This is a genomic window from Streptomyces sp. AA4 (assembly GCF_000158875.1).
GTDB lineage: Bacteria > Actinomycetota > Actinomycetes > Mycobacteriales > Pseudonocardiaceae > Amycolatopsis.
This window is the reverse complement of the sequence record NZ_GG657746.1, coordinates 6,784,646-6,805,006: the sequence shown is the minus strand read 5'-3', so window position 1 is coordinate 6,805,006 and position 20,361 is coordinate 6,784,646. Positions and strand designations below refer to the sequence as shown.

Genomic DNA, 20,361 nt, shown 5'->3' with positions numbered 1-20,361 from the left:
TGGATGCACCGAATGCCACTTTGGGTGCGTGGGATGCACCGAATGCCACTTTGGGTGCGTGGGATGCACCGAACGCCACTTTGGGTGCGTGGGATGCACCGAACGCCACTTTGGGTGCGCTGGACGCACCGAACGCCACATTGGGTGCGTGGGATGCACCGAATGCCACATTGGGTGCATCTGACGCACCCAATGCCACATTGGGGCAGCGTCCGCAGCCCCGCCCAGGCCCGCATCGGCATCGACGCGCCAGCCAGGCAGTGATCCTGGCCGCGCGGCGCGAGACCCGCGCACCCCGGCGCCTGCGGCCAACCCGCACCCAACCCGCGGCCAACCCGCACCCGACCCGCACCCGACCCCCATCCCGCCTCGGGTCGCCCTGGGAATCTCCGCGCCGGGGGATAGGCTTCCGGTCATGAGTGCGGTCTACGACTGCGGCAAGCGCGAATCCCGAGCCGAAGGCCTGTCCGCGGCGGCCGCCGCGGTGCGGTCGAGCCGGCTGGTCGTCCTGCCGACGGACACGGTGTACGGGATCGGCGCCGACGCGTTCGACTCGGGCGCCGTCCAGGCGTTGCTGCGGGCGAAGAACCGCGGCCCGGACATGCCGGTCGGCGTTCTCGTCGGTTCCTGGTCCACTGTGGACGGTCTGGTGCTCGGCGTCCCGCCGCAGGCGCGGGCGCTCATCGAGGCGTTCTGGCCGGGCGATCTGTCGATCGTGCTGCCGCACGCGCCGAGTCTGCAGTGGAATCTCGGCAATTCGCGCGGCACGGTGATGCTGCGGATGCCGCTGCACCCGGTCGCGCTCGAGTTGCTGCGCGACGTCGGCCCGATGGCGGTGTCGAGCGCGAACGTCTCCGGGCGTTCGCCGGCCTCGACCGTCGAGGACGCGCAGGAGCAGCTCGGCGATTCGGTGTCGGTGTATCTCGACGGCGGATCGAGCGGGGAAACGGTGGCTTCGTCCATCGTGGACCTGACCGGCGACAAGCCCCTGGTGCTGCGCGAGGGCACGGTCACCAAGGCCGCCATCGCCGAGGTGATCGGCGTCGCCGAGGAGACGCTGGACTGAGCCGGGCAAGTGACCGCCGTTCACCGCGACCGCACGCGGGCGCGGTAGCGTGGCGCGGTGACTCCGACCTCCCGGCGGGCGTGACGCGGTCATGCCTGTAGTCCAAGGACTTCTCCCGATCCGGGAGTACCTGCTCGTCGCGCTGACCGCGACCGCGGTGACCTATCTGCTGACCGGCGTCGTGCGGCGCGTGGCCATCCGGATCGGGGCGATCGCCAACCCCCGCGCGCGCGACGTGCACGTCAAGCCGATCCCTCGGATGGGCGGCGTCGGCATCTACCTCGGGATCGCCGCGGCGATGGGTCTCGCGCACCAGCTTCCCGCGCTCAGCCACGGGTTCGACGTCTCCTACGACGCGGTCGGCGTGCTGCTCGCGGCGGGCGTCATCTCGCTCATCGGCATCCTGGACGACCGGTTCGAACTCGACGCGTGGACGAAGCTCGCCGGACAGGTCATGTGCGCCGGGATCCTCGTCATCTTCGGCGTGCAGTGGGTGTCGTTCTGGGTGCCGTGGGGCGGCAACGGCGATTCTATCGGCTCGGTGCTGGTGCTGGACAAGAACCAGGGCGCGCTGCTGACCGTCGTGATGGTCGTGGTGATGGTCAACGCGATGAACTTCGTCGACGGGCTCGACGGGCTGGCCGGCGGGCTCGGCTTCATCGCCGCGACGGCCACCTGCGTGTTCTCGCTCGGCCTGCTCGACAACGCCGGCGGCGACTTCGGCTCGTACCCGCCCGCGCTCATCGCCGCCGCGCTCGCCGGGGCCTGTCTCGGTTTCCTCCCGTACAACTTCCAGCCGGCCAAAATTTTCATGGGCGACTCCGGCTCGATGATGATCGGCCTGATGCTCGCCGGGGCCACCACGTCGGCGAGCGGACGGGTCAACTACACCCGGTTCTCCGCCTCGGACGCGCTGGCCCTGCTGTCCCCGCTGGTGGTCGTCGTGGCCGTGCTTTTCGTGCCGGTGCTCGACCTCGTGATGGCCGTCGTCCGGCGCACGCGACGCGGGCAGAGCCCGTTCGCCGCCGACAAAATGCATCTGCACCACCGGCTGCTGGAAATCGGCCATTCGCAACGGCGCGCGGTGCTGCTGATCTATTTGTGGGCCGGAATCCTGTCTTTCGGTGCGGTCTCCATCACGATTTTCGACAGCCCGGTCGTGTTCTGGGCGATTGGCGCCGCGCTGGTCGTCGCGGTGCTGGTTTCCCTGGTGCCGCGACTGCGTTCCCGGCACCGCCACGGCGTCTGAACCCGCGGGCGGTCTATACTGGCGGGTCGAACCGAACGAGGAGCGAATGCAGTGAGCGACACCGAGACGCCCGAGACGTCCCAGGCCACGGCTCAGGCCACAGCTCCGGAGAACCCGCACGCCGCTCCGGTGCGCCAGCTCGCGCGCTCGATGACGCGCGCCTCGCTGCTGTTCACGCCACCGTTCATCCTGGTCTGCATTGTGCTTTTCACCGTCCTCAACGGACTGCACGGCTTCCTCGGCGCTCTCGTCGGCGGCGTGCTGGCGATGATCGCCTCGCTGTCGACGCTGGGCATGATGAAGGTATCCGCCGGACAGGACCCCTCGCTGGTGATGCTCATCGCTCTCGGCGGCTACGCGGCGAAGGTCATCCTGCTGTTCCTCGCGCTCACTCTGCTCAAGGGCGTCACCGTGCTGCACCCGCTTTCTCTCGGGATCACGATGATCGTCGCCATTCTCGTGGCCGCCGCCGCGGAGTTCGCGGCATTTCGCAAAGCGCGTATTCCGACCATCATTCCCGCCGCGAATTGACGGATTCGGGACAAGGGTCCCGGCCGGACCCGGGACCTAGGTCCTGGACCGTTCGGCTGGTAAGGAGTACGCCTGTACGGCAGTGATTGACCTGCTGGTATGGTCCGCGTCATGGGTGGCGGCCTCGGCCGCGCACTCCCGACGACGAACCGCGATCAGCAGTGTGGCGACCGGATGGTTCCGCCTCTCTCCAGCTGGTCCGAAGTAGACCGCAGGGCAGTGTTCACGCGAGACATCCCTCGTGCACGGACCGGTGATATGGCTCCGCGCGCGGTGGGTACCGCCGCCTCCGGCGTCCCGATGCGTATCGGGTACGTTAAGTCCAGATCGTGACGATTCCCCCGGCGGAGTGAACGCCGGCCGGGAGAACCGGGAGGAGCCCAGTGGCCGCGCTGGTACTGACCGAGGGTGCGACCTTCGCGCCCCCTGGCGCCGAAAGCTTTGAGCTGCCGCCGTTGTTCGGCTTCGTCACGAAGCCGATGCTTCTGGTGGTGCTCTCGGTGATCATCATCGCGGGGTACTTCCTGCTGGCGACGCGCAAGCTGAAGGTCGTCCCGACCAAGGGCCAGTTCGTGGCCGAGGGCATCTACGACTTCGCGCGCAACAACATCGCCCGCGAGCAGATCGGGTCGAAAGACTTCCAGCGCTTCGTGCCGGTCATCTTCGCGTTGTTCACCTTCATCCTGCTGAACAACCTCTACGGGGTCATCCCGTTCCTGCAGTTCCCCACCATGGCGCGGTTCGGGTTCCCGGTCGCGTTGTCGGTGCTCGTGGTCTACCCGGTCTACCACTACGTGGGGATCAAGAAGCACGGCCTCGGCGGGTACTTCAAGAAGGAGCTCGCCCCGGCCGGCGTCCCCGGCGCGGTGCTGCCGCTGTACGCGCTGATCGAGTTCGCGGAGAAGTTCTTCCTCAACCCGCTCACGCTCGCCATCCGTGTTTTCGCCGCCATGTTCGCGGGACACCTGATCCTGGCGGTCTTCACCCTCGGCGGCACCTTCCTGCTGACCGAGACCTCGAGCATCGCGCTGAAGCCGGTGTCGCTGGTGGCGTGGATCTTCGCCATCGGCCTGACGTTCCTGGAGGCCTTCATCCAGTGCCTCCAGGCGTACATCTTCGCCCTGCTGTCCGCGGGGTACATCGGCGCCGCGCTGGCGTCGGAGCACTGAGAACACACACAGACCCCGATCCGCGTGAGTGCGCGGACCGAAGTGAAGGGAAACGCTCGTGAGCAACATCGTTCTGGCCCAGGCCGCTGCCGAGACCATCAACCTCAACAAGGGCCTCGCCGCGATCGGCTACGGCCTGGGCGCGATCGGCCCCGGCATCGGTGTGGGCCTGATCTTCGCCGCGGTGATCAACGGCACCGCGCGTCAGCCGGAGGCCCAGAGCAAGCTGCAGGGCATCGGTTACGCCACCTTCGTGCTCACCGAGGTGCTGGCCCTGATCGGTATCGTCATCTACTTCATCGCCTCCGCCTGAGTCGTCCGCTCTCGCGTAAGGAGACGTTGTGCTGAAGACCCAAGTTGTGCTCGCCGCAGACGCACACAACCCGATCGTTCCGGACTGGTCGGAACTGATCCTCGGCATCGTCGCCTTCCTGATCCTGCTGTTCATCCTCAAGAAGTACGTCGTCCCTCGTTTCGAGAAGGCGTACGAGGAGCGGGCGCAGAAGATCGAAGGCGGGATCGAGAAAGCCGAGAAGGCTCAGGCAGAGGCCGAGAAGGCGCTGTCGGAGTACAAGGCGCAGCTGGCGGACGCCCGGTCCGAGGCCGCGAAGATCCGCGACGACGCCCGGCTCGAAGCCGAGCAGATCAAGGCGGAGCTGCGGGAGCAGGCCGAGGCCGAATCCCAGCGGATCGTGGCGCAGGGCCACGCCCAGCTGCAGGCGCAGAAGGCGCAGATCGTCGCCGAGCTGCGGGCCGAAATGGGCCGCAACGCGGTCGAGCTGGCCGGCCGCATCGTCGGCGAGTCGCTCGAGGACGAGGCGCGCCGTCGCGGCACCGTCGACCGGTTCCTCGCGGAGCTGGACACCGCCGGGGCCACTAACGGAGCGGGGAAGTAACCAGAGATGACGCTGCATGCTGCGAGCCGTGAAGCGCTCGACCTCGCCGAGCGCTCGCTCGGCGAGGTGCTGGCCGGAGCGGGCGCCGATCCCGCGAAGGTCGGGGACGAGCTGCTCTCGGTCGTCGACCTCCTTGACCGCGAAATCGGCCTGCGCCGCGCGGTCGGCGATTCTTCGGTCGCTCCGGAGAGCCGCCAGGGCCTGGTCCGCCGCCTGTTCGACGGAAAGCTGAGCGAGCAGGCCCTGAAGGTGCTCGACACCGTGGCGGGCAGCCGCTGGTCCAGTCCCCGCGAGCTGGTGGACGGGCTCGAGTCGGTCGGCCGTTCGGCGCTGCTCACCGCCGCCGAAAAGGCCGGGAACGTCGAAACCGTCGAGTCTCAGCTGTTCCAGGTCGCGCGGATCGTCGCGGGCGCCCCGGAACTCGAGGCGGCGCTGTCCGACCTGACCGCTCCCGCGGAAGCGAAGCGGACCCTGGTCCGCGAGCTGTTCGCGGGCAAGGTCGACGCGGTCGTCGAGACCCTGGTCGAGCAGGCCGTGCAGCGCGCCAAGGGGCGCGGCATCGGCAACGCGCTCGACAAGCTGGTCGCGCTGGCCGCCGAGCGGCGCGAGCGCTCGGTCGCGTACGTGACCTCGGCGAACGCGCTCACCGACGAGCAGCGGGCCCTTCTCGGGACCAAACTCGACGGCATCTACGGGCGGCCGATCGCGCTGCACGTCGAGATCGACCCGGCACTCGGCGGCGGCCTCGTCGTCCGCGTCGGGGACGAGGTCATCGACGGCAGCACCTCCGGGCAGCTGGCGGCGGTGCGCCGCACGCTGAGCCGGGCCTGAGCGGCACAACAGACTTTGCACACTGGACAGAACAGAAGCGAGAGCGGGAACGAAATGGCGGAGCTGACGATCTCCTCGGACGAGATCGCCCACGCGATCGAGAATTACGTCTCGAGTTACGCCCCTTCGGTGGAGCGGGAAGAGGTCGGCGTCGTCGCCGACGCCGGTGACGGCATCGCCCACGTCGAAGGGCTGCCCTCGGCCATGGCCAACGAGCTGCTCGAGTTCCCGGGCGGCGTCCTTGGCGTGGCGCTGAACCTGGACGCGCGCTCCATCGGCGCGGCGATCCTCGGCGACTTCGAGAGCATCGAAGAAGGCCAGCAGGTCAAGCGGACCGGCCAGGTCCTCTCGGTGCCGGTCGGCGACGGCTACCTCGGCCGGGTCGTCAACCCGCTCGGCCAGGCCATCGACGGCCTCGGCGAGATCGAGACCACCGGCCGCCGCGCGCTGGAGCTCAAGGCCGCCTCGGTGGTCGAGCGCCAGCCGGTGTCCGAGCCGCTGCAGACCGGCATCACCGCGATCGACGCGATGACCCCGATCGGCCGCGGCCAGCGCCAGCTGATCATCGGCGACCGCAAGACCGGCAAGACCGCGGTCGCGGTGGACACGATCATCAACCAGAAGGCCAACTGGGAGACCGGCGACCCGAAGAAGCAGGTCCGCTGCATCTACGTCGCGGTCGGCCAGAAGGGCTCCACGATCGCCTCGGTGAAGTCGGCGCTCGAGGACGCGGGCGCGATGGAGTACACCACCATCGTCGCGGCCCCGGCCTCGGACTCGGCCGGCTTCAAGTGGATCGCCCCCTACACCGGCTCGGCCATCGGCCAGCACTGGATGTACGAGGGCAAGCACGTCCTGATCGTGTTCGACGACCTGACCAAGCAGGCCGACGCCTACCGCGCGATCTCGCTGCTGCTGCGCCGCCCGCCGGGCCGCGAGGCGTTCCCCGGCGACGTCTTCTACTTGCACTCCCGTCTCCTCGAGCGTTGCGCGAAGCTCTCGGACGAGCTGGGCGCGGGCTCGCTGACCGGGCTGCCGATCATCGAGACCAAGGCCAACGACGTGTCGGCCTACATCCCGACGAACGTCATCTCGATCACCGACGGCCAGTGCTTCTTCCAGTCGGACCTCTTCAACGCCGGCCAGCGCCCGGCCATCGACGTGGGTATCTCGGTCTCCCGCGTGGGTGGCGCCGCGCAGGTCAAGGCGATGAAGAACGTCGCGGGCTCGCTGCGCATCGACCTGTCCCAGTACCGCGAGCTGGAGGCGTTCGCCGCCTTCGCCTCGGACCTGGACGACGCGTCGAAGGCGCAGCTGGAGCGCGGCGCCCGGCTGTACGAGGTGCTCAAGCAGCCGCAGTACTCGCCGGTTCCGGTCGAGGAGCAGGTCGCCACGGTGTACCTGGGCACGAACGGCTACTTCGACTCGGTCCCGACCGAGGACGTGCGCCGCTTCAACCACGAGTTCCTCGACTCGGCGCGCCGCAAGCACCCCGAGGTGCTGGGCGCGATCCGCGACACGGGCAAGTTCGAGGACGACACCCGCGACGCGCTGATCGCGGCGGTGAACGAGTTCAAGAAGGAGTTCACCACCTCCGAGGGCAAGCCGCTCGAGTCGAACGCCGACGCGATGGCCGCCGAGAAGGTCGGGCAGGAGACCGTCAAGGTCAACAAGCCCGCCCCGAAGAAGTGAGCTGGTAGCCCATGGCCGCACAACTCCGGGAGCTTCGCTCGCGCATCAAGGCGACGAAGTCGATCGGCAAGATCACCAAGGCGATGGAACTCATCGCCACCGCGCGCATCACCAAGGCGCGCGCGAAGGTCGCCGCTTCCCGGCCGTACGCGGACGAGATCACCAAGGTGCTCTCGGCGCTGGCCGGCGCGGCGGCCAACCTCGACCACCCGCTCCTGGTCGAGCGCCCGAACCCGAAGCGCGCCGCCGTCCTGGTCGTCACCAGTGACAAGGGCCAGTGCGGCGGTTACAACTCGAATGTGCTGAAGGCGACCGAAGAGCTGCTTGCCCTCCTCAAGTCCGAGGGCAAGGACGTCGACGTCTACACCACCGGCAGCAAGGGCCTGAACTACTACCGGTTCCGCAACCGCCCGGTGGCCGGCAGCTGGACGGGCTTCTCCGACCAGCCGGGCTACCCGGACGCGGTCGCGGCGGCCGAGACGCTGGTGCAGTCCTTCAACGCCGGGGTCGACGACGCTTCGGGCAACCCGGACGGCGTCACCGGCGTGGACGAGATCCACGTCGTGTACACCGAGTTCGTGTCGATGCTGACGCAGCGCCCGGTCGCCAAGCGGGTCGCGCCGCTGGAGGTCGAGTACTCCGACGGCGAGGACGAGAAGCCGGCCGGTCTGCTGCCGAGCTACGAGTTCGAGCCCAGCGCCGACAAGCTGCTCTCGGCGCTGCTGCCGAAGTACATCAACACCCGGCTGTACTCCGCGCTGCTCGAATCCGCGGCGTCCGAACTGGCCGCCCGCCGCACGGCGATGAAGGCCGCGTCGGACAACGCGAACGAACTGGTGAACACGCTGACGCGGGAGGCGAACCAGGCCCGGCAGGCGCAGATCACCCAGGAGATCTCCGAAATCGTCGGTGGCGCGAACGCGCTCACCGCAGCAGGAAGTGATGACTGATGACCAGTACTGAAGCCCCGCGCGCCAAGGGGCGCATCGTCTCGGTGACCGGGCCGGTCGTCGACGTCGAGTTCCCGCGCGGTTCCGTTCCCGACCAGTTCAACGCGCTCAAGGTCGACATCGAGTTCGAGCAGCTGCGCAAGACGGTGACCCTCGAGGTCGCGGCGCACCTCGGCGACAACCTCGTGCGCACGATTTCGCTGCAGCCGCAGGACGGCCTCGTCCGCGGCGCGGAGGTCACCGACACCGGCGGCCCGATCACCGTGCCGGTGGGCGACAAGGTCAAGGGCCACGTCTACAACGCGCTCGGCGAGTGCCTGGACGAGCCCGGCTACGGCGAGGACCTCGAGCGCTGGGGCATCCACCGCAACCCGCCGCCCTTCGACCAGCTCGAGGGCAAGACGGAGATGCTGGAGACCGGCCTGAAGGTCGTCGACCTGCTGACCCCGTACGTGCAGGGCGGCAAGATCGGCCTGTTCGGCGGCGCGGGCGTGGGCAAGACGGTGCTGATCAAGGAAATGATCACCCGTGTCGCCCGGAACTTCGGCGGTACCTCGGTGTTCGCCGGCGTCGGCGAGCGCACCCGTGAGGGCAACGACCTCTTCCTGGAGATGTCCGAGGACGGCGTCATCAACGACACCGCCCTCGTGTTCGGCCAGATGGACGAGCCGCCGGGCACGCGTATGCGCGTCGCGCTGTCCGCGCTGACCATGGCGGAGTACTTCCGCGACGTCCAGAACCAGGACGTGCTGCTGTTCATCGACAACATCTTCCGCTTCACCCAGGCCGGTTCCGAGGTGTCGACCCTGCTGGGCCGCATGCCTTCGGCCGTGGGCTACCAGCCGACGCTGGCGGACGAGATGGGCCAGCTGCAGGAGCGGATCACCTCGACCCGAGGCCGTTCGATCACCTCGATGCAGGCGATCTACGTGCCCGCGGACGACTACACCGACCCGGCCCCGGCGACGACGTTCGCCCACCTGGACGCCACCACCGAGCTTTCCCGGTCGGTGTTCCAGAAGGGCATCTTCCCGGCGGTGGACCCGCTGGCGTCGACCTCGACGATCCTCGACCCGGCGATCGTCGGCGAGGACCACTACCGCGTCGCCTCCGAGGTCATCCGGATCCTGCAGAAGTACAAGGAGCTGCAGGACATCATCGCGATCCTCGGCATGGACGAGCTTTCCGAAGAGGACAAGCTGACCGTGCAGCGGGCGCGCCGGATCGAGCGGTTCCTGTCCCAGAACATGCTGGTGGCCGAGGCCTTCACGCAGATCCCGGGCTCGACCGTGCCGCTGGCCGAGACCATCGAGTCGTTCGACCGCATCACCAAGGGCGACTTCGACCACTACCCGGAGCAGGCGTTCCTGGGGATCGGCGGTCTCGAGGACCTCGAGAAGAAGTACCACGAGATCACCGGCAAGTGAGTGCGTGAGACCGGCGGGGGCACTGTCCACTGTGGACATCGGCCCCCGCCGTTCTCGTAACCGAAGCAAGACCTATTACACTCGGTGGTGACACCCCGAGCGAAGGAGTGCTACGTGGCTGAGATGTCCGTGGAGCTGGTTGCCGTCGAGCGCCGGCTCTGGTCGGGTACCGCCACCTTCGTGGTGGCGCAGACCACCGAGGGCGAGATCGGCATCATGCCCGGACACGAGCCGGTGCTGGGCCAGCTCGTCGAGGGTGGCGTGGTGAAGGTGAACACGACGGACGGCGACGTGCTGACCGCCGCGGTGCACGGCGGGTTCCTGTCCGTGACCGCGACCGGGGTGAGCGTGCTCGCGGAGAGCGCCGAGCTGTCCGACGAAATCGACGTGGCCGCCGCGAAGGCAGCCCTCAGCACCGGCGACGAGGCGGAGCGGACGAGGGCCACGGCCCAGCTCCGCGCGGCCGGGCAGTCGGTCTGAGCGAAGTAGACGGGCAGGAGCCGGGCCGTGCAGATCGCTGTAGTGGTGCTAGTGCTCCTGATCGTGCTCGTCGTCGTGGTCGGCTGGTACGGCCAGCGGTGGATCCGGATGCGCCGCGGCGGCGGCGTCAGCGTGGCGCTGCGGTGGCGTCCGGACAGTCCGCGGTCGAGCTGGCATCTGGGCCTCGGCCGCTACGAGGGCGAGAAGTTCGTCTGGTACCGCGTGTGGAGCCTGCGCACCGGCCCGGACCGCGTGTTCCAGCGGGACAGCATGCAGATCGCGGACCGGCGGGATCCGTCCGGGTCCGAGGCGTACGCCGTGCCTGAGGGCTCGACGGTGCTGCGCTGCGAGTCCTCGGACCAGGAAGCGATCGAGATCGCGATGGGACCGGGTGCGCTGACCGGGTTCCTGTCGTGGCTCGAATCGGCTCCGCCGGGGCGAAGGCTGCCGCGAGCTTCGTGAGTTTTTCAGCAAGGCCCGTCACCGGTTCTGCGGTGGCGGGCTTTTTGCTGCTCGTGCCGCGGGTTCGGCGGCGCTACCCTGGGCGGATGGACGCCCGAGAACGGGAAGACCGGGCCCGCCGCTGGCAGAGCTTGCCGAAGCCGGTGCGGCTCGAGGACCTCACTGCCGCCCAGGCCGTCGAGCCGGGCCGGGATTCGACGTGGGACGTCGATTACGAGCGCTACTGGGCCGCTCAGGAGGCCAGCTGGGGCCGGTAACCCCCTGGTGCTCGCGGTGGGGAGAGCGGCTGCCTCAGCCGCCCGGCTGCCACAGCACGTCGCCCTCCGGATTCGCCAGCCGGGCAAGGATGAACAACAGGTCCGAGAGCCGGTTCAGGTACTTGGCCGCGATCGGGTTCGACGTGTCCGGCTCGGCCTCCATCAGGGCCCACGCGGAGCGTTCCGCGCGGCGGGAGACCGTGCGGGCCTGGTGCAGGAACGCCGCGCCCGGGGTGCCGCCCGGGAGGATGAACGACGTGAGCTTCGGCAGGCGTTCGTTGAACTCGTCGCACCAGCCCTCGAGCCGTTCGAGGTAGGCCTCGGTGATGCGCAGCGGCTCGTACGGCGGGTCTTCCTGGATCGGCAGGCACAGGTCCGCGCCGACGTCGAACAGGTCGTTCTGGATGCGGCGCAGCACGCCGGAGATCTCGTCGGACAGCCCGCCGAGCGCGATCGCCAGGCCGAGCACGGAATTGGCCTCGTCCGTGTCGGCGTAGGCGGCCAGCCGGGCAGAGGTCTTGGGCACCCGGGAGCCGTCGCCGAGCGCGGTCGTGCCGCTGTCGCCGACCTTCGTGTAGACCCGGTTGATACGAACCACCATGCGCCCGACTCTACCGGCCCGGGTTCGGGCAAAACTGGGCGAGAGGGCATGATTGGCGGCCATGAGCGAGCACTTCGACGTGCACGGCGGAGCGCGGCTGGTCGGCGAGGTCGACGTGGTCGGCGCCAAGAACAGCGTGCTGAAACTGATGGCCGCGGCACTGCTGGCCGAGGGCACCACGACCATCACGAACTGCCCGCAGATCCTGGACGTCCCGCTGATGGGCGATGTCCTGCGCAGCGTCGGCTGCGAGGTGGAGATCGAGGGCGACACGGCGCGCATCACGACGCCCGCGGAGCTGTCGCACCGCGCCGATTCGGCGGCGATGGGCAAGCTGCGCGCCTCGGTGTGCGTGCTGGGCCCGCTGGTCGGGCGGCTGAAGCAGGCGGTCGTCGCGCTGCCCGGCGGCGACGCGATCGGCCAGCGTCCGCTGGACATGCACCAGAACGGCCTCCGCAAGCTCGGCGCGACGAGCACGATCGAGCACGGCTGTGTCGTCGCGAAGGCCGAAACGCTGGTCGGCACCCAGATCTGGCTGGACTTCCCGAGCGTCGGCGCGACCGAGAACATCCTGATGGCGGCCGTGCTGGCCGAGGGCACGACGGTGATCGACAACGCCGCCCGCGAGCCGGAAATCGCCGACATCTGCACGATGCTGACCGAAATGGGCGCGAAAATCGAGGGCGCGGGCACCTCGACGCTCACCGTGCACGGCGTCGAGCAGCTGCACCCGACCGAACACCGCGTGATCGGCGACCGCATCGTCGGCGCGACCTGGGCGTTCGCCGCCGCGATGACCCGCGGCGACCTGACCGTGCGCGGCGTGAACCCGCACCACCTCGACCTGGTCCTGGACAAACTGCGCCTGGCCGGCGCGGAGGTGACCACCTACGACGACAAGGGTTTCCGGGTCGTCCAGGCGGAACGTCCGAAGGCGGTCGACTGGGTGACGCTGCCGTACCCCGGTTTCGCCACTGACCTGCAGCCGTTCGCGGTCGCGCTGTCGGCGGTGTCCGAGGGCACGTCGATGATCACGGAAAACGTGTACGAGGCGCGGTTCCGCTTCATCGAGGAAATGATCCGGCTCTCCGGCGACGCCCGTACGGACGGGCACCACGCGGTGGTCCGGGGCGTCGAGAAGCTGTCCAGCGCACCGGTGTGGGCGTCGGACATCCGCGCCGGGGCCGGTCTGGTGCTGGCCGGGCTGTGCGCGGACGGCGTGACGGAGGTGTGGGACGTGTTCCACATCGACCGCGGATATCCGCATTTCGTGGAGAACTTGAACCGGCTGGGCGCGCGAATCGAGCGGGTAACGGGGGAGCCGGAGCGGGCTTGAGTTGGGGGCTCGTGAGTGTTTGTGCCGGTTCTAACCGGAACTAACACTCACGAGCTTTTCAACGCGCGCACCACCAAATCCGTCACCTGGTCCAAATACCCTTCCTCCACGGACGCTCCGCGCACGATCAATCGCCAGTAGATGATCCCCGCGCCCATGTCCAGGGCCATCTCGACATCGGTGTCCGCCGGGATCTCCCCGCGCTCGATCGCCCTGGTGAACACTGCCCGGTTGATCGCCCGGCGCGGCCCGCCGATCGTGTGCCGGGCGAATTCGGCCATCGCCGGGTTTCGGCGGGCTTCCGCGATCAGCCCGGGGAAAATCCGCGAAAACCGCGGGTGCGTGATCCATTCGTAGAGCGCTTCCAGCGTCGCCCGGATATCGCCGCGCAGGCTGCCGGTGTCCGGGTCCACCGCGCGCGCCACGCTGAATTCCGCGATGACCGCGCCGATCATTTCGTCTTTCGACGGCCAGCGCCGGTATAGCGCGCTTTTCCCGACGCCCGCGCGTTTCGCGACCGCTTCCATCGAAAGCCTGCCGAAGCCGTGGTCGGCCAGTTCGTCGATCACGGCTTCGGTGATGGCGTAGGTGACGTCGGGCTGCAGCACGGCAGCTCCGGTCGGGGTCCGGCGGGTCGTCATGCCGGTCAGCATAACGGGTGGACGATACGGTCCCGTCCCGTGTACGTTGTCGTTGAGACGGTACCGTCTCGTCCATTCCTGAGGAGGGGGTTCGATGACAGTCATCGAGCACGCGCTGGACCTGCTGATCGAGCACGACATGGCCGGATTCCTGCAGTTGTTCGCCGAGGACGCGGTGACCGAGTTCCCGTTCGCCGCGCCCGGGCGGCCGGAGCGCGTCGAAGGCCGCGCGGCGCTGGCCGAGTACCTGAGCGACTATCCGAACCTGCTGGACCACCGCGAGGTCGTCGCGAAGACCGTGCACCAGACGACCGACCCGGAGGTCACGATCGCGGAGTTCGAACTGGCCGGCATCGCGGTCGCCACGCAGAAGCCGTACCGACTGCGCTACGTCGTGGTCCTGACCGTCCGCGACGGCCTGATCCGCCGCTACCGCGATTACTGGAGCCCGCTCGCCGTGACCGAGGTGCTCGGGGTGCCCGGTGTCTGACGTACTCGTGCTCGGCTCGACCGGCACCACTGGCAGCCGCGTCGTGCGAGGTCTTCGCGAGGCCGGGGTGCGGGCCCGGGCGGCGACCCGGAATCCCGTTGAGCCCGGCCAGATCCGGTTCGACTGGGATGATCCCGCGACGTACGGCCCGGCGCTGGACGGGGTCTCGGCGGTCTACCTGATCGCCCCGGTCGCGCCCGAGCCGCAGCCGCTCGTCGAGGCGTTCCTCAAGCACGCGCCGGATGCCCGCGTGGTCCTGCTCAGTTCGTCCGCCGTGGACGAACACACCCCGGTGGTGGGCGAGCTGCCTGGCCTGGTCCGCCGTCAACCGGGCTGGGCGGTGCTGCGGCCGTCGTGGTTCATGCAGAACTTCCTTCCCGGGCACCTGGTCGGCGACAGCGCCCGCGCGGGCCGGATCGTGACCGCGACCGGCGACGCCCGCGTGGCGTTCGTCGACGCGAGCGACATCGCCGCGGTCGCCGTCCGCGCGCTGCTCGATCCGGAACCGCACAACACCGACCACCTCCTCACCGGTCCGCGCGCGCTCAGCTACGGCGAGGCCGCCGAGATCGTCGGGAAACAGCTCGGCCATCCGGTGGTGCACGCCCCGGTTTCTTCCCAGCAGTACCAGCAATTCCTGGTCCGCGACGGCCTTCCCGAGTCGTACGCCGCAATGCTCGCCTCGCTGGACGAGGCGATCCGCGGCGGCGCCGAGGACCGCGTGACCGACACCGTCGAGCGGGTCGCCGGGCGACCCGCCCGTGATTTCCGCACCTTCGCGAAAGAAGAGATCCGATGAAGCCGCTGCTGTTCGAAGACGACCCCCAATTCTGGTTCGAAACCCTGGTCGCCCTGGGCGAGATCGCGTACGGCGGCGCGGATTTCGGCGAGGTCGTCGCGATCGCGTCGAACGTCAAATCCGGTGACTACGACAGCTGGCACGACGCGTGGCTCGCCACCGCCGAACGGCTCTACGCCGAAGCCGCCACCATGCACCCGGTCAGTGCGCGCGACGCGTACCTGCGGGCCTCGACGTACTACCGCCGCGCCGAGTTTTTCTTGCACGGCAACCCGGACGACCCGCGGATCAACTACGCCTACGAGCGCAACGTCGAGTGCTTCCAGCGGGCGATCGAGACGATCGACAACGTCGAACGGATCGAAATCCCCTACGACGGTCACGTTTTGCGTGGCTACTTCTACCGCGCTCCGGGCGACGGGCCGAAGCCGCTTCTGGTGGTGCACAACGGTTTCGACGGCAGCGCCGAAGACCTGCACTTCATGGGCGCGACGGCCGGCCAGGAACGCGGCTACCACGTCCTGACATTCGACGGCCCCGGCCAACCCAGCGCCGTGCATCGCGACGGGTTGCTGTTCCGTCCGGATTGGGAGCACGTCGTCAGCCAGGTGCTCGACTACGCGCTCGCTCTCCCGGACGTGCTCGCGGAGAAGGTCGCGCTGATCGGCTGGAGCCTCGGCGGAATGCTCGCACCGCGGGCCGCCGCGTTCGAGCCGCGGCTGGCGGCCGTCGTGGCGGTGGACGGCCTCTTCGACGCCGCTGCGCCGTTCGTGCAGCAACTCCCGTGGGACCGCGACGAGATCGTCCGCCGGGCGAACGCGCCGGAGGATCCGGAACTGGACGCTTGTCTCGCCGGTGCGCGGGAGCAGAGCCCGACCGTCCGCTGGGCACTGAGCCACGGCCGGTACGTGATGGGCGGCGCGAGCGATCGGGAGTTCCTCGCGAAGTACCTCGAATACAACCTGTACGACGGCGTGGCCGAGCGCATCACGTGCCCGGCGCTGATCTGCGACGCACCGGAGGACTTGTTCTTCACCGGACAACCGCAGCAGTTGTACGACCGGGTCCGCGGTCCGAAGAAGCTGCTGAACTTCACCGCGGAGGAGGGCGCGGACGCACACTGCCACGTCGGCGCGATGCGGCTCGCGAACGGCCGCGTCTACGACTGGCTGGACGAGGTTCTCTGAGCCGGCGTCAGGACTCGAGGGCCAGCGCCGCGCCGAACCCGACCAGCGCGGTGCCGGTCACCCCGTCAAGCGCGCGCCGGACCTTGCGGCGGTTGAGCCACTCGCGGACCCGGTGCACGAAGAACAGGAGGACCAGCAGCCAGATCGTGCCCAGCACGGCGACCGTGTACGCGAGCACGAGCGCGTCCCAGGTCGTCGTGCGGACCGGGTCGAGGAACTGCGGCAGCACCGACAGGTACAGCACCAGGACCTTGGGGTTCGTGATGTTCGACAGGAAGCCCTCGCGCCACCGCCGGAAGCCGCTGGCGCGCTTGCGCTGAGTGTCGGCGACGGTGTCGTAGTTGCCGCGCCAGGCACCGCGCAGGGCCTGGAAGCCGAGGTACAGCAGGTACGCCGCGCCGAGCCACTTGAGCGTGAGGAACACCGGCTGCGAACGAGCGATAACGACCCCAAGCCCAAGCGCGGCGGCCGTGCCCTGCACCGCGTTGCCCGCGAAGATGCCCGCCGTGGCCAGCAAACCGCCCCGCGCCCCGCCGGACAGCGCGTTCTTGAGCATCACCATCGTGTCCGGCCCCGGCGCGAGCACGATGAGAACCACGATCACCAGATAACTGCCGTACCCGCTCCACGTCACGGTTGACCACGGTAGATCCCGGACCGGTCGCCGTCTCGCGGATTTCCGTCACACGGTTTCCGGCGGGCCGGGCAACCCGGGCGAACCGGACGGCGTGCATTCCTCAGGGAGCGAGGAGGGCGCGATGTATCCGCTGGCCGAAGACGAACGACTGCTCTGGTCCGGGCGGCCGCGGCGGTACCCGCGCCGGTACGCGGACTACCACATCTACCTCGTCACAACGGTGGGCTTTGGAGTGCTGGTCGCGCTCGGCGTCATCGCCGTCGCGCGGTTCGACGTGTATTCCGCCGTCTTCCAGCTGTGGCCGGTCTTTTTCGGCATGGCGCTTGGACTGGGTTCCGAACGGAACCGGCGGCGGAAGGCGATGTTTGGGGGGCTGAGCTACCTGGTGACCGAACGCCGCGTCGTCTTCGTCGCCTACCGTCCGGAGGGCATCGAGTTCCGCTGGGTGTGGCTTCCCGACCTGGGCGTGCCGCGGGTGCGCGACTACGGCGACGGCACCGGTACCGTCGGATTCGGGGCTCCGCTGCGCGTCCGGATGCGCGACCTGCAGTTCCGGGCTGAGTCGCCGCTCGCGACGATGGTCCCCGAACTGGTCGCGATCGAGGCCCCCGCGCACGTCGCCGAGTTGATCGCCCGGATGCGCTCTGCGGCGGTTGGCTCCAGGGCCGAATAATTCCGGCGGGCCGGGCAACCCGGGCGAACCGGACGGCGTGCATTCCTCAGGGAGCGAGGAGGGCGCGATGTACCCACTGGCCGAAGACGAACGACTGCTCTGGTCCGGGCGGCCGCAGCGCTACGTGCGGCGCTACCGCGACTACCACTACTACGTCACGGTGGGGATCCTGGTCCTCGTCGTCTCCGCGCTGGCCGCGGTCCTCGACCTGAGCCGCTGGGCGATGATCGGCTGGATCGTCGTGTTCAGCCTGTTCATCACCAGCGGGTTCGAGCGCAACCGCGAGCGGCGTGGCTTCATCGCCGTGACGACCTACCTCGTCACCGATCGCAGGCTGATTTTCGTGTCGGAGTCGCCGCCCGGCATCGAGTTCCGCTGGGTCCAGCTGGCCGATCTGGGAAAGCCGAGGGTGCGCGACCACGGCGACGGCACCGGGACGATCGACTTCCACCCCACCACCGCCGAATGGCTGCGCGACCAGGGTTTCCGGTCCCGGCCCGCCTGGCATCCGATCCTGCCGGAGCTGATGGCCGTCCCGGACGCCGCGCACGTCGCCGAGCTGATTTCCCGGAACGCTCCGCGCTCCCCGGCCGTTGGGTAGGACATGCTGCTGACCTTGCTGGGTCTCTCGCTGCCGGTCGCCACCATCGTGCTGCTCATCGTCGGCGGGTGGGAGCTGCGGAGGAAGAAGAAACCGTCCCGGCTCAAGGCGCGGCTGTCCTCGACTTACCTCGACGAGGTCACCGCGTTCCTCTACGGCACCAAGCGCAACGAGCTCGAACACCGGGACTCGGTGGAGATGACCCTGGAGGAGGAAGCGCAGGGAGCGCCGCCGCTGGGTACCGTCGACCTCGACCGCGGGGTAGTGGTCGTCCGGCCCGGCGCGTCACCCGGGCGTGGCCGAATCCACTCCGCCGATTAAGTTACCGGCGGGTACACTCGGGCGGTCGTCTCGGCGAAGAGAGGTGCACCGTGCCGTACCCCACCGACCACGAGCGCGACCGGCCCTGGGTGATGCGCACCTATGCGGGTCATTCGTCCGCCGCCGCGTCCAACGAGCTGTACCGGCGGAACCTCGCCAAGGGGCAGACCGGGCTGTCGGTCGCCTTCGACCTCCCGACCCAGACCGGCTACGACCCGGACCACGTGCTCGCGCGCGGCGAGGTCGGCAAGGTCGGCGTGCCGGTCTCGCACATCGGCGACATGCGGCAGCTGTTCGACGGCATCCCGCTCGCCGAGGCCAACACCTCGATGACCATCAACGCGCCCGCGATGTGGCTGCTCGCGCTGTACGTCTCGGTGGCCCGCGAACAGGCCGAGGCCGAGGGCCGCGACGTCGACGAGGTGCTGGCCAAGCTCACCGGCACCACGCAGAACGACATCATCAAGGAGTACCTGTCCCGCGGCACCTACATTTTCCCGCCCGGGCCGAGCCTCCGGCTGATCACCGACATGATCGCGTGGACCGTGCACCACGTGCCGAAGTGGAACCCGATCAACATCTGCAGCTACCACCTGCAGGAAGCGGGCGCGACGCCGACGCAGGAGGTCGCGTACGCGTTGTGCACCGCGATCGCCGTGCTGGACGCGGTGCGCGACTCCGGCCAGGTCGACCAGGCCGACATGGAGAAGGTCGTCGCGCGGATCTCGTTCTTCGTCAACGCGGGCGTCCGGTTCGTCGAAGAGATGTGCAAGATGCGCGCGTTCACGCAGTTGTGGGACGAGCTGACGCGCGATCGCTACGGAGTCGAGAACCCGAAGGCGCGGCGGCTGCGGTACGGCGTGCAGGTGAACTCGCTCGGGCTCACTGAGGCGCAGCCGGAGAACAACGTCCAGCGGATCGTGCTGGAGATGCTGGCGGTGTCGCTGTCGCGGGGTTCGCGGGCGCGGGCGATTCAGCTGCCTGCTTGGAACGAGGCGCTGGGGTTGCCTCGGCCGTGGGATCAGCAGTGGGCGTTGCGGATGCAGCAGGTGCTGGCGTTCGAGACGGATTTGCTGGAGTACGAGGATATTTTCGACGGGTCGCACGTGGTGCAGGCCAAGGTCGACGAGATCGTTTCCGGGGCACGCGAGGAGATCGCGCGGGTGCAGGATCTCGGCGGGGCGGTGGCCGCCGTCGAGAGCGGGTACATGAAATCGCAGCTCGTTTCTTCTCTCGCGGAGTATCGGCGGGGAGTGGAGAACGGGGAGCGGGTTCTGGTCGGGGTGAACAAGTTCGAGACGACTGAGCCCTCGCCGTTGCAGGCGGAGGGGGCCAAGGCGATCGAGACTATCGATCCCGCGGTGGAGAAGGCCGCGGTCGCCGCGGTGGAGAAGTGGCGGGAGGAGCGGGACAACGCTGCTGTCGCTGCTTCTCTTGCTGCGTTGAAGGAAGCGGCGGGGACATCCGCGAATTTGTTCGAGGCTACTTTGGCGTGTGCTTCGGCTGGGGTGACGACCGGCGAATGGTCTGGGGCGTTGCGGGAGGTGTTCGGGGAATACCGGGCGCCTACTGGGGTTTCCGCCGCGGCGGCTGCTGGGCAGGGGGACCCTGGACTGGAGCGGGTTCGGGAGCTGGTGCGCCGGACCGAGGCCGAGATGGGGGAGCGGCTGCGGATCCTCGTGGGGAAGCCTGGGCTGGACGGGCATTCCAATGGGGCTGAGCAGGTTGCCGTGCGGGCTCGGGATGTCGGGTTCGAGGTGGTTTATCAGGGGATTCGGCTGACTCCGGAGCAGATTGTCGCGGCTGCGGTGCAGGAGGGGGTGCACGTGGTCGGGTTGTCTGTGTTGTCCGGGTCGCATCTTGAGGTGGTTCCGTTGGTCGTCGACGGGTTGCGGGCGGCTGGGGCTGGGGATATTCCGGTTATCGTGGGCGGGATTATTCCGCCGGATGATGCTGCCGTTTTGGCGGAGCGGGGGATTGCTCGGGTGTTTACGCCTAAGGATTATGAGTTGACGGATATTATGGCTGGGATTGTGGAGTTGGTTCGGGAGCGGCACGGGTTGGG

The 20,361-nt window shown here is 68.6% G+C and carries 24 protein-coding genes; 21 read left to right on the top strand and 3 right to left on the bottom strand.

Annotation, left to right across the window (positions count from 1 at the left end):
- Positions 1–415: 415 nt before the first annotated feature.
- The 13 genes from SSMG_RS30950 (at position 416) to SSMG_RS30890 (ending at position 11,010) form a co-directional block, all read left to right on the top strand.
- Complete coding sequence (locus SSMG_RS30950) at positions 416–1,066, top strand: L-threonylcarbamoyladenylate synthase (protein ID WP_037715405.1); 651 nt, start codon at positions 416–418, stop codon at positions 1,064–1,066.
- Positions 1,067–1,157: 91 nt separating this feature from the next.
- Entirely contained in the window at positions 1,158–2,315 is a 1,158-nt protein-coding gene (locus SSMG_RS30945) for a glycosyltransferase family 4 protein (protein WP_009082598.1), read from the top strand.
- Between the two features lie 51 nt (positions 2,316–2,366).
- Positions 2,367–2,846 carry a hypothetical protein gene (locus tag SSMG_RS30940; RefSeq protein ID WP_009082596.1) on the top strand — a complete coding sequence of 160 codons (480 nt, stop codon included), beginning with the start codon at positions 2,367–2,369 and terminating at the stop codon, positions 2,844–2,846.
- A gap of 383 nt (positions 2,847–3,229) precedes the next feature.
- Positions 3,230–4,015 carry a F0F1 ATP synthase subunit A gene (gene atpB / locus SSMG_RS30935; protein WP_009082594.1) on the top strand — a complete coding sequence of 262 codons (786 nt, stop codon included), beginning with the start codon at positions 3,230–3,232 and terminating at the stop codon, positions 4,013–4,015.
- A 58-nt stretch (positions 4,016–4,073) separates the two neighbouring features.
- The gene (locus SSMG_RS30930; RefSeq protein ID WP_009082593.1) at positions 4,074–4,328 is read left to right on the top strand and encodes a hypothetical protein; all 255 of its coding nucleotides are present in this window, start codon (positions 4,074–4,076) and stop codon (positions 4,326–4,328) included.
- Between the two features lie 28 nt (positions 4,329–4,356).
- Complete coding sequence (locus SSMG_RS30925; protein ID WP_037715403.1) at positions 4,357–4,911, top strand: F0F1 ATP synthase subunit B; 555 nt, start codon at positions 4,357–4,359, stop codon at positions 4,909–4,911.
- Between the two features lie 6 nt (positions 4,912–4,917).
- The gene (locus SSMG_RS30920; RefSeq protein WP_009082588.1) at positions 4,918–5,742 is read left to right on the top strand and encodes a F0F1 ATP synthase subunit delta; all 825 of its coding nucleotides are present in this window, start codon (positions 4,918–4,920) and stop codon (positions 5,740–5,742) included.
- 54 nt (positions 5,743–5,796) lie between these two features.
- Positions 5,797–7,434 carry a F0F1 ATP synthase subunit alpha gene (atpA, locus tag SSMG_RS30915; protein ID WP_009082586.1) on the top strand — a complete coding sequence of 546 codons (1,638 nt, stop codon included), beginning with the start codon at positions 5,797–5,799 and terminating at the stop codon, positions 7,432–7,434.
- An 11-nt stretch (positions 7,435–7,445) separates the two neighbouring features.
- A complete protein-coding gene (locus SSMG_RS30910; RefSeq protein WP_009082585.1) occupies positions 7,446–8,384 on the top strand; it encodes a F0F1 ATP synthase subunit gamma in 939 nt (312 codons plus the stop codon).
- Positions 8,384–9,811, top strand: a complete 1,428-nt coding sequence (atpD, locus tag SSMG_RS30905) for a F0F1 ATP synthase subunit beta (protein WP_037715400.1) — start codon at positions 8,384–8,386, stop codon at positions 9,809–9,811. The genes SSMG_RS30910 and atpD overlap by 1 nt, the downstream gene beginning before the upstream one ends.
- A gap of 123 nt (positions 9,812–9,934) precedes the next feature.
- Positions 9,935–10,291, top strand: a complete 357-nt coding sequence (locus SSMG_RS30900; protein WP_202506480.1) for a F0F1 ATP synthase subunit epsilon — start codon at positions 9,935–9,937, stop codon at positions 10,289–10,291.
- Between the two features lie 27 nt (positions 10,292–10,318).
- A complete protein-coding gene (locus tag SSMG_RS30895; protein WP_009082580.1) occupies positions 10,319–10,753 on the top strand; it encodes a DUF2550 domain-containing protein in 435 nt (144 codons plus the stop codon).
- Positions 10,754–10,839: 86 nt separating this feature from the next.
- Positions 10,840–11,010, top strand: coding sequence for a hypothetical protein (locus tag SSMG_RS30890; protein ID WP_158688119.1), 171 nt, complete (start codon positions 10,840–10,842; stop codon positions 11,008–11,010).
- Positions 11,011–11,044: 34 nt separating this feature from the next.
- Here SSMG_RS30890 and SSMG_RS30885 read toward each other — a convergent pair whose 3' ends face one another.
- Complete coding sequence (locus SSMG_RS30885; protein ID WP_199786368.1) at positions 11,045–11,608, bottom strand: cob(I)yrinic acid a,c-diamide adenosyltransferase; 564 nt, start codon at positions 11,606–11,608, stop codon at positions 11,045–11,047.
- Positions 11,609–11,672: 64 nt separating this feature from the next.
- Between SSMG_RS30885 and murA the strand changes: the two genes are divergently transcribed.
- A complete protein-coding gene (murA, locus tag SSMG_RS30880; protein WP_009082574.1) occupies positions 11,673–12,947 on the top strand; it encodes a UDP-N-acetylglucosamine 1-carboxyvinyltransferase in 1,275 nt (424 codons plus the stop codon).
- Positions 12,948–12,994: 47 nt separating this feature from the next.
- Here the strand turns inward: murA and SSMG_RS30875 are convergent, their stop codons facing one another.
- Complete coding sequence (locus SSMG_RS30875; RefSeq protein WP_100267155.1) at positions 12,995–13,588, bottom strand: TetR/AcrR family transcriptional regulator; 594 nt, start codon at positions 13,586–13,588, stop codon at positions 12,995–12,997.
- Positions 13,589–13,682: 94 nt separating this feature from the next.
- On the opposite strand from SSMG_RS30875, the gene SSMG_RS30870 reads away from it, so the two are divergent.
- Genes SSMG_RS30870 through SSMG_RS30860 form a run of 3 tightly spaced genes read left to right on the top strand, consistent with a single transcriptional unit; the run spans position 13,683 to position 16,064 of the window.
- Positions 13,683–14,078, top strand: a complete 396-nt coding sequence (locus tag SSMG_RS30870; RefSeq protein WP_009082570.1) for a nuclear transport factor 2 family protein — start codon at positions 13,683–13,685, stop codon at positions 14,076–14,078.
- Positions 14,071–14,877 (top strand): NmrA family NAD(P)-binding protein, encoded by an 807-nt coding sequence (locus SSMG_RS30865; protein WP_009082569.1) that lies wholly within the window; start codon positions 14,071–14,073, stop codon positions 14,875–14,877. Before SSMG_RS30870 ends, SSMG_RS30865 begins: the two co-directional genes overlap by 8 nt.
- Positions 14,874–16,064, top strand: coding sequence for a S9 family peptidase (locus SSMG_RS30860; RefSeq protein WP_009082567.1), 1,191 nt, complete (start codon positions 14,874–14,876; stop codon positions 16,062–16,064). The genes SSMG_RS30865 and SSMG_RS30860 overlap by 4 nt, the downstream gene beginning before the upstream one ends.
- Before the next feature lie 7 nt (positions 16,065–16,071).
- Here the strand turns inward: SSMG_RS30860 and SSMG_RS30855 are convergent, their stop codons facing one another.
- The gene (locus SSMG_RS30855) at positions 16,072–16,698 is read right to left on the bottom strand and encodes a LysE family translocator (protein ID WP_009082566.1); all 627 of its coding nucleotides are present in this window, start codon (positions 16,696–16,698) and stop codon (positions 16,072–16,074) included.
- Between the two features lie 124 nt (positions 16,699–16,822).
- Between SSMG_RS30855 and SSMG_RS30850 the strand changes: the two genes are divergently transcribed.
- From SSMG_RS30850 to SSMG_RS30835, 4 genes are all read left to right on the top strand, one after another.
- Complete coding sequence (locus SSMG_RS30850; RefSeq protein WP_009082564.1) at positions 16,823–17,374, top strand: hypothetical protein; 552 nt, start codon at positions 16,823–16,825, stop codon at positions 17,372–17,374.
- A 67-nt stretch (positions 17,375–17,441) separates the two neighbouring features.
- The gene (locus tag SSMG_RS47350) at positions 17,442–17,975 is read left to right on the top strand and encodes a hypothetical protein (protein WP_009082563.1); all 534 of its coding nucleotides are present in this window, start codon (positions 17,442–17,444) and stop codon (positions 17,973–17,975) included.
- Positions 17,976–17,978: 3 nt separating this feature from the next.
- Entirely contained in the window at positions 17,979–18,296 is a 318-nt protein-coding gene (locus tag SSMG_RS47345) for a DUF6191 domain-containing protein (RefSeq protein ID WP_234392774.1), read from the top strand.
- A gap of 92 nt (positions 18,297–18,388) precedes the next feature.
- Positions 18,389–20,361 (top strand): protein meaA (locus SSMG_RS30835; RefSeq protein WP_037718276.1); only part of this gene is annotated, 1,973 nt, incomplete at its 3' end.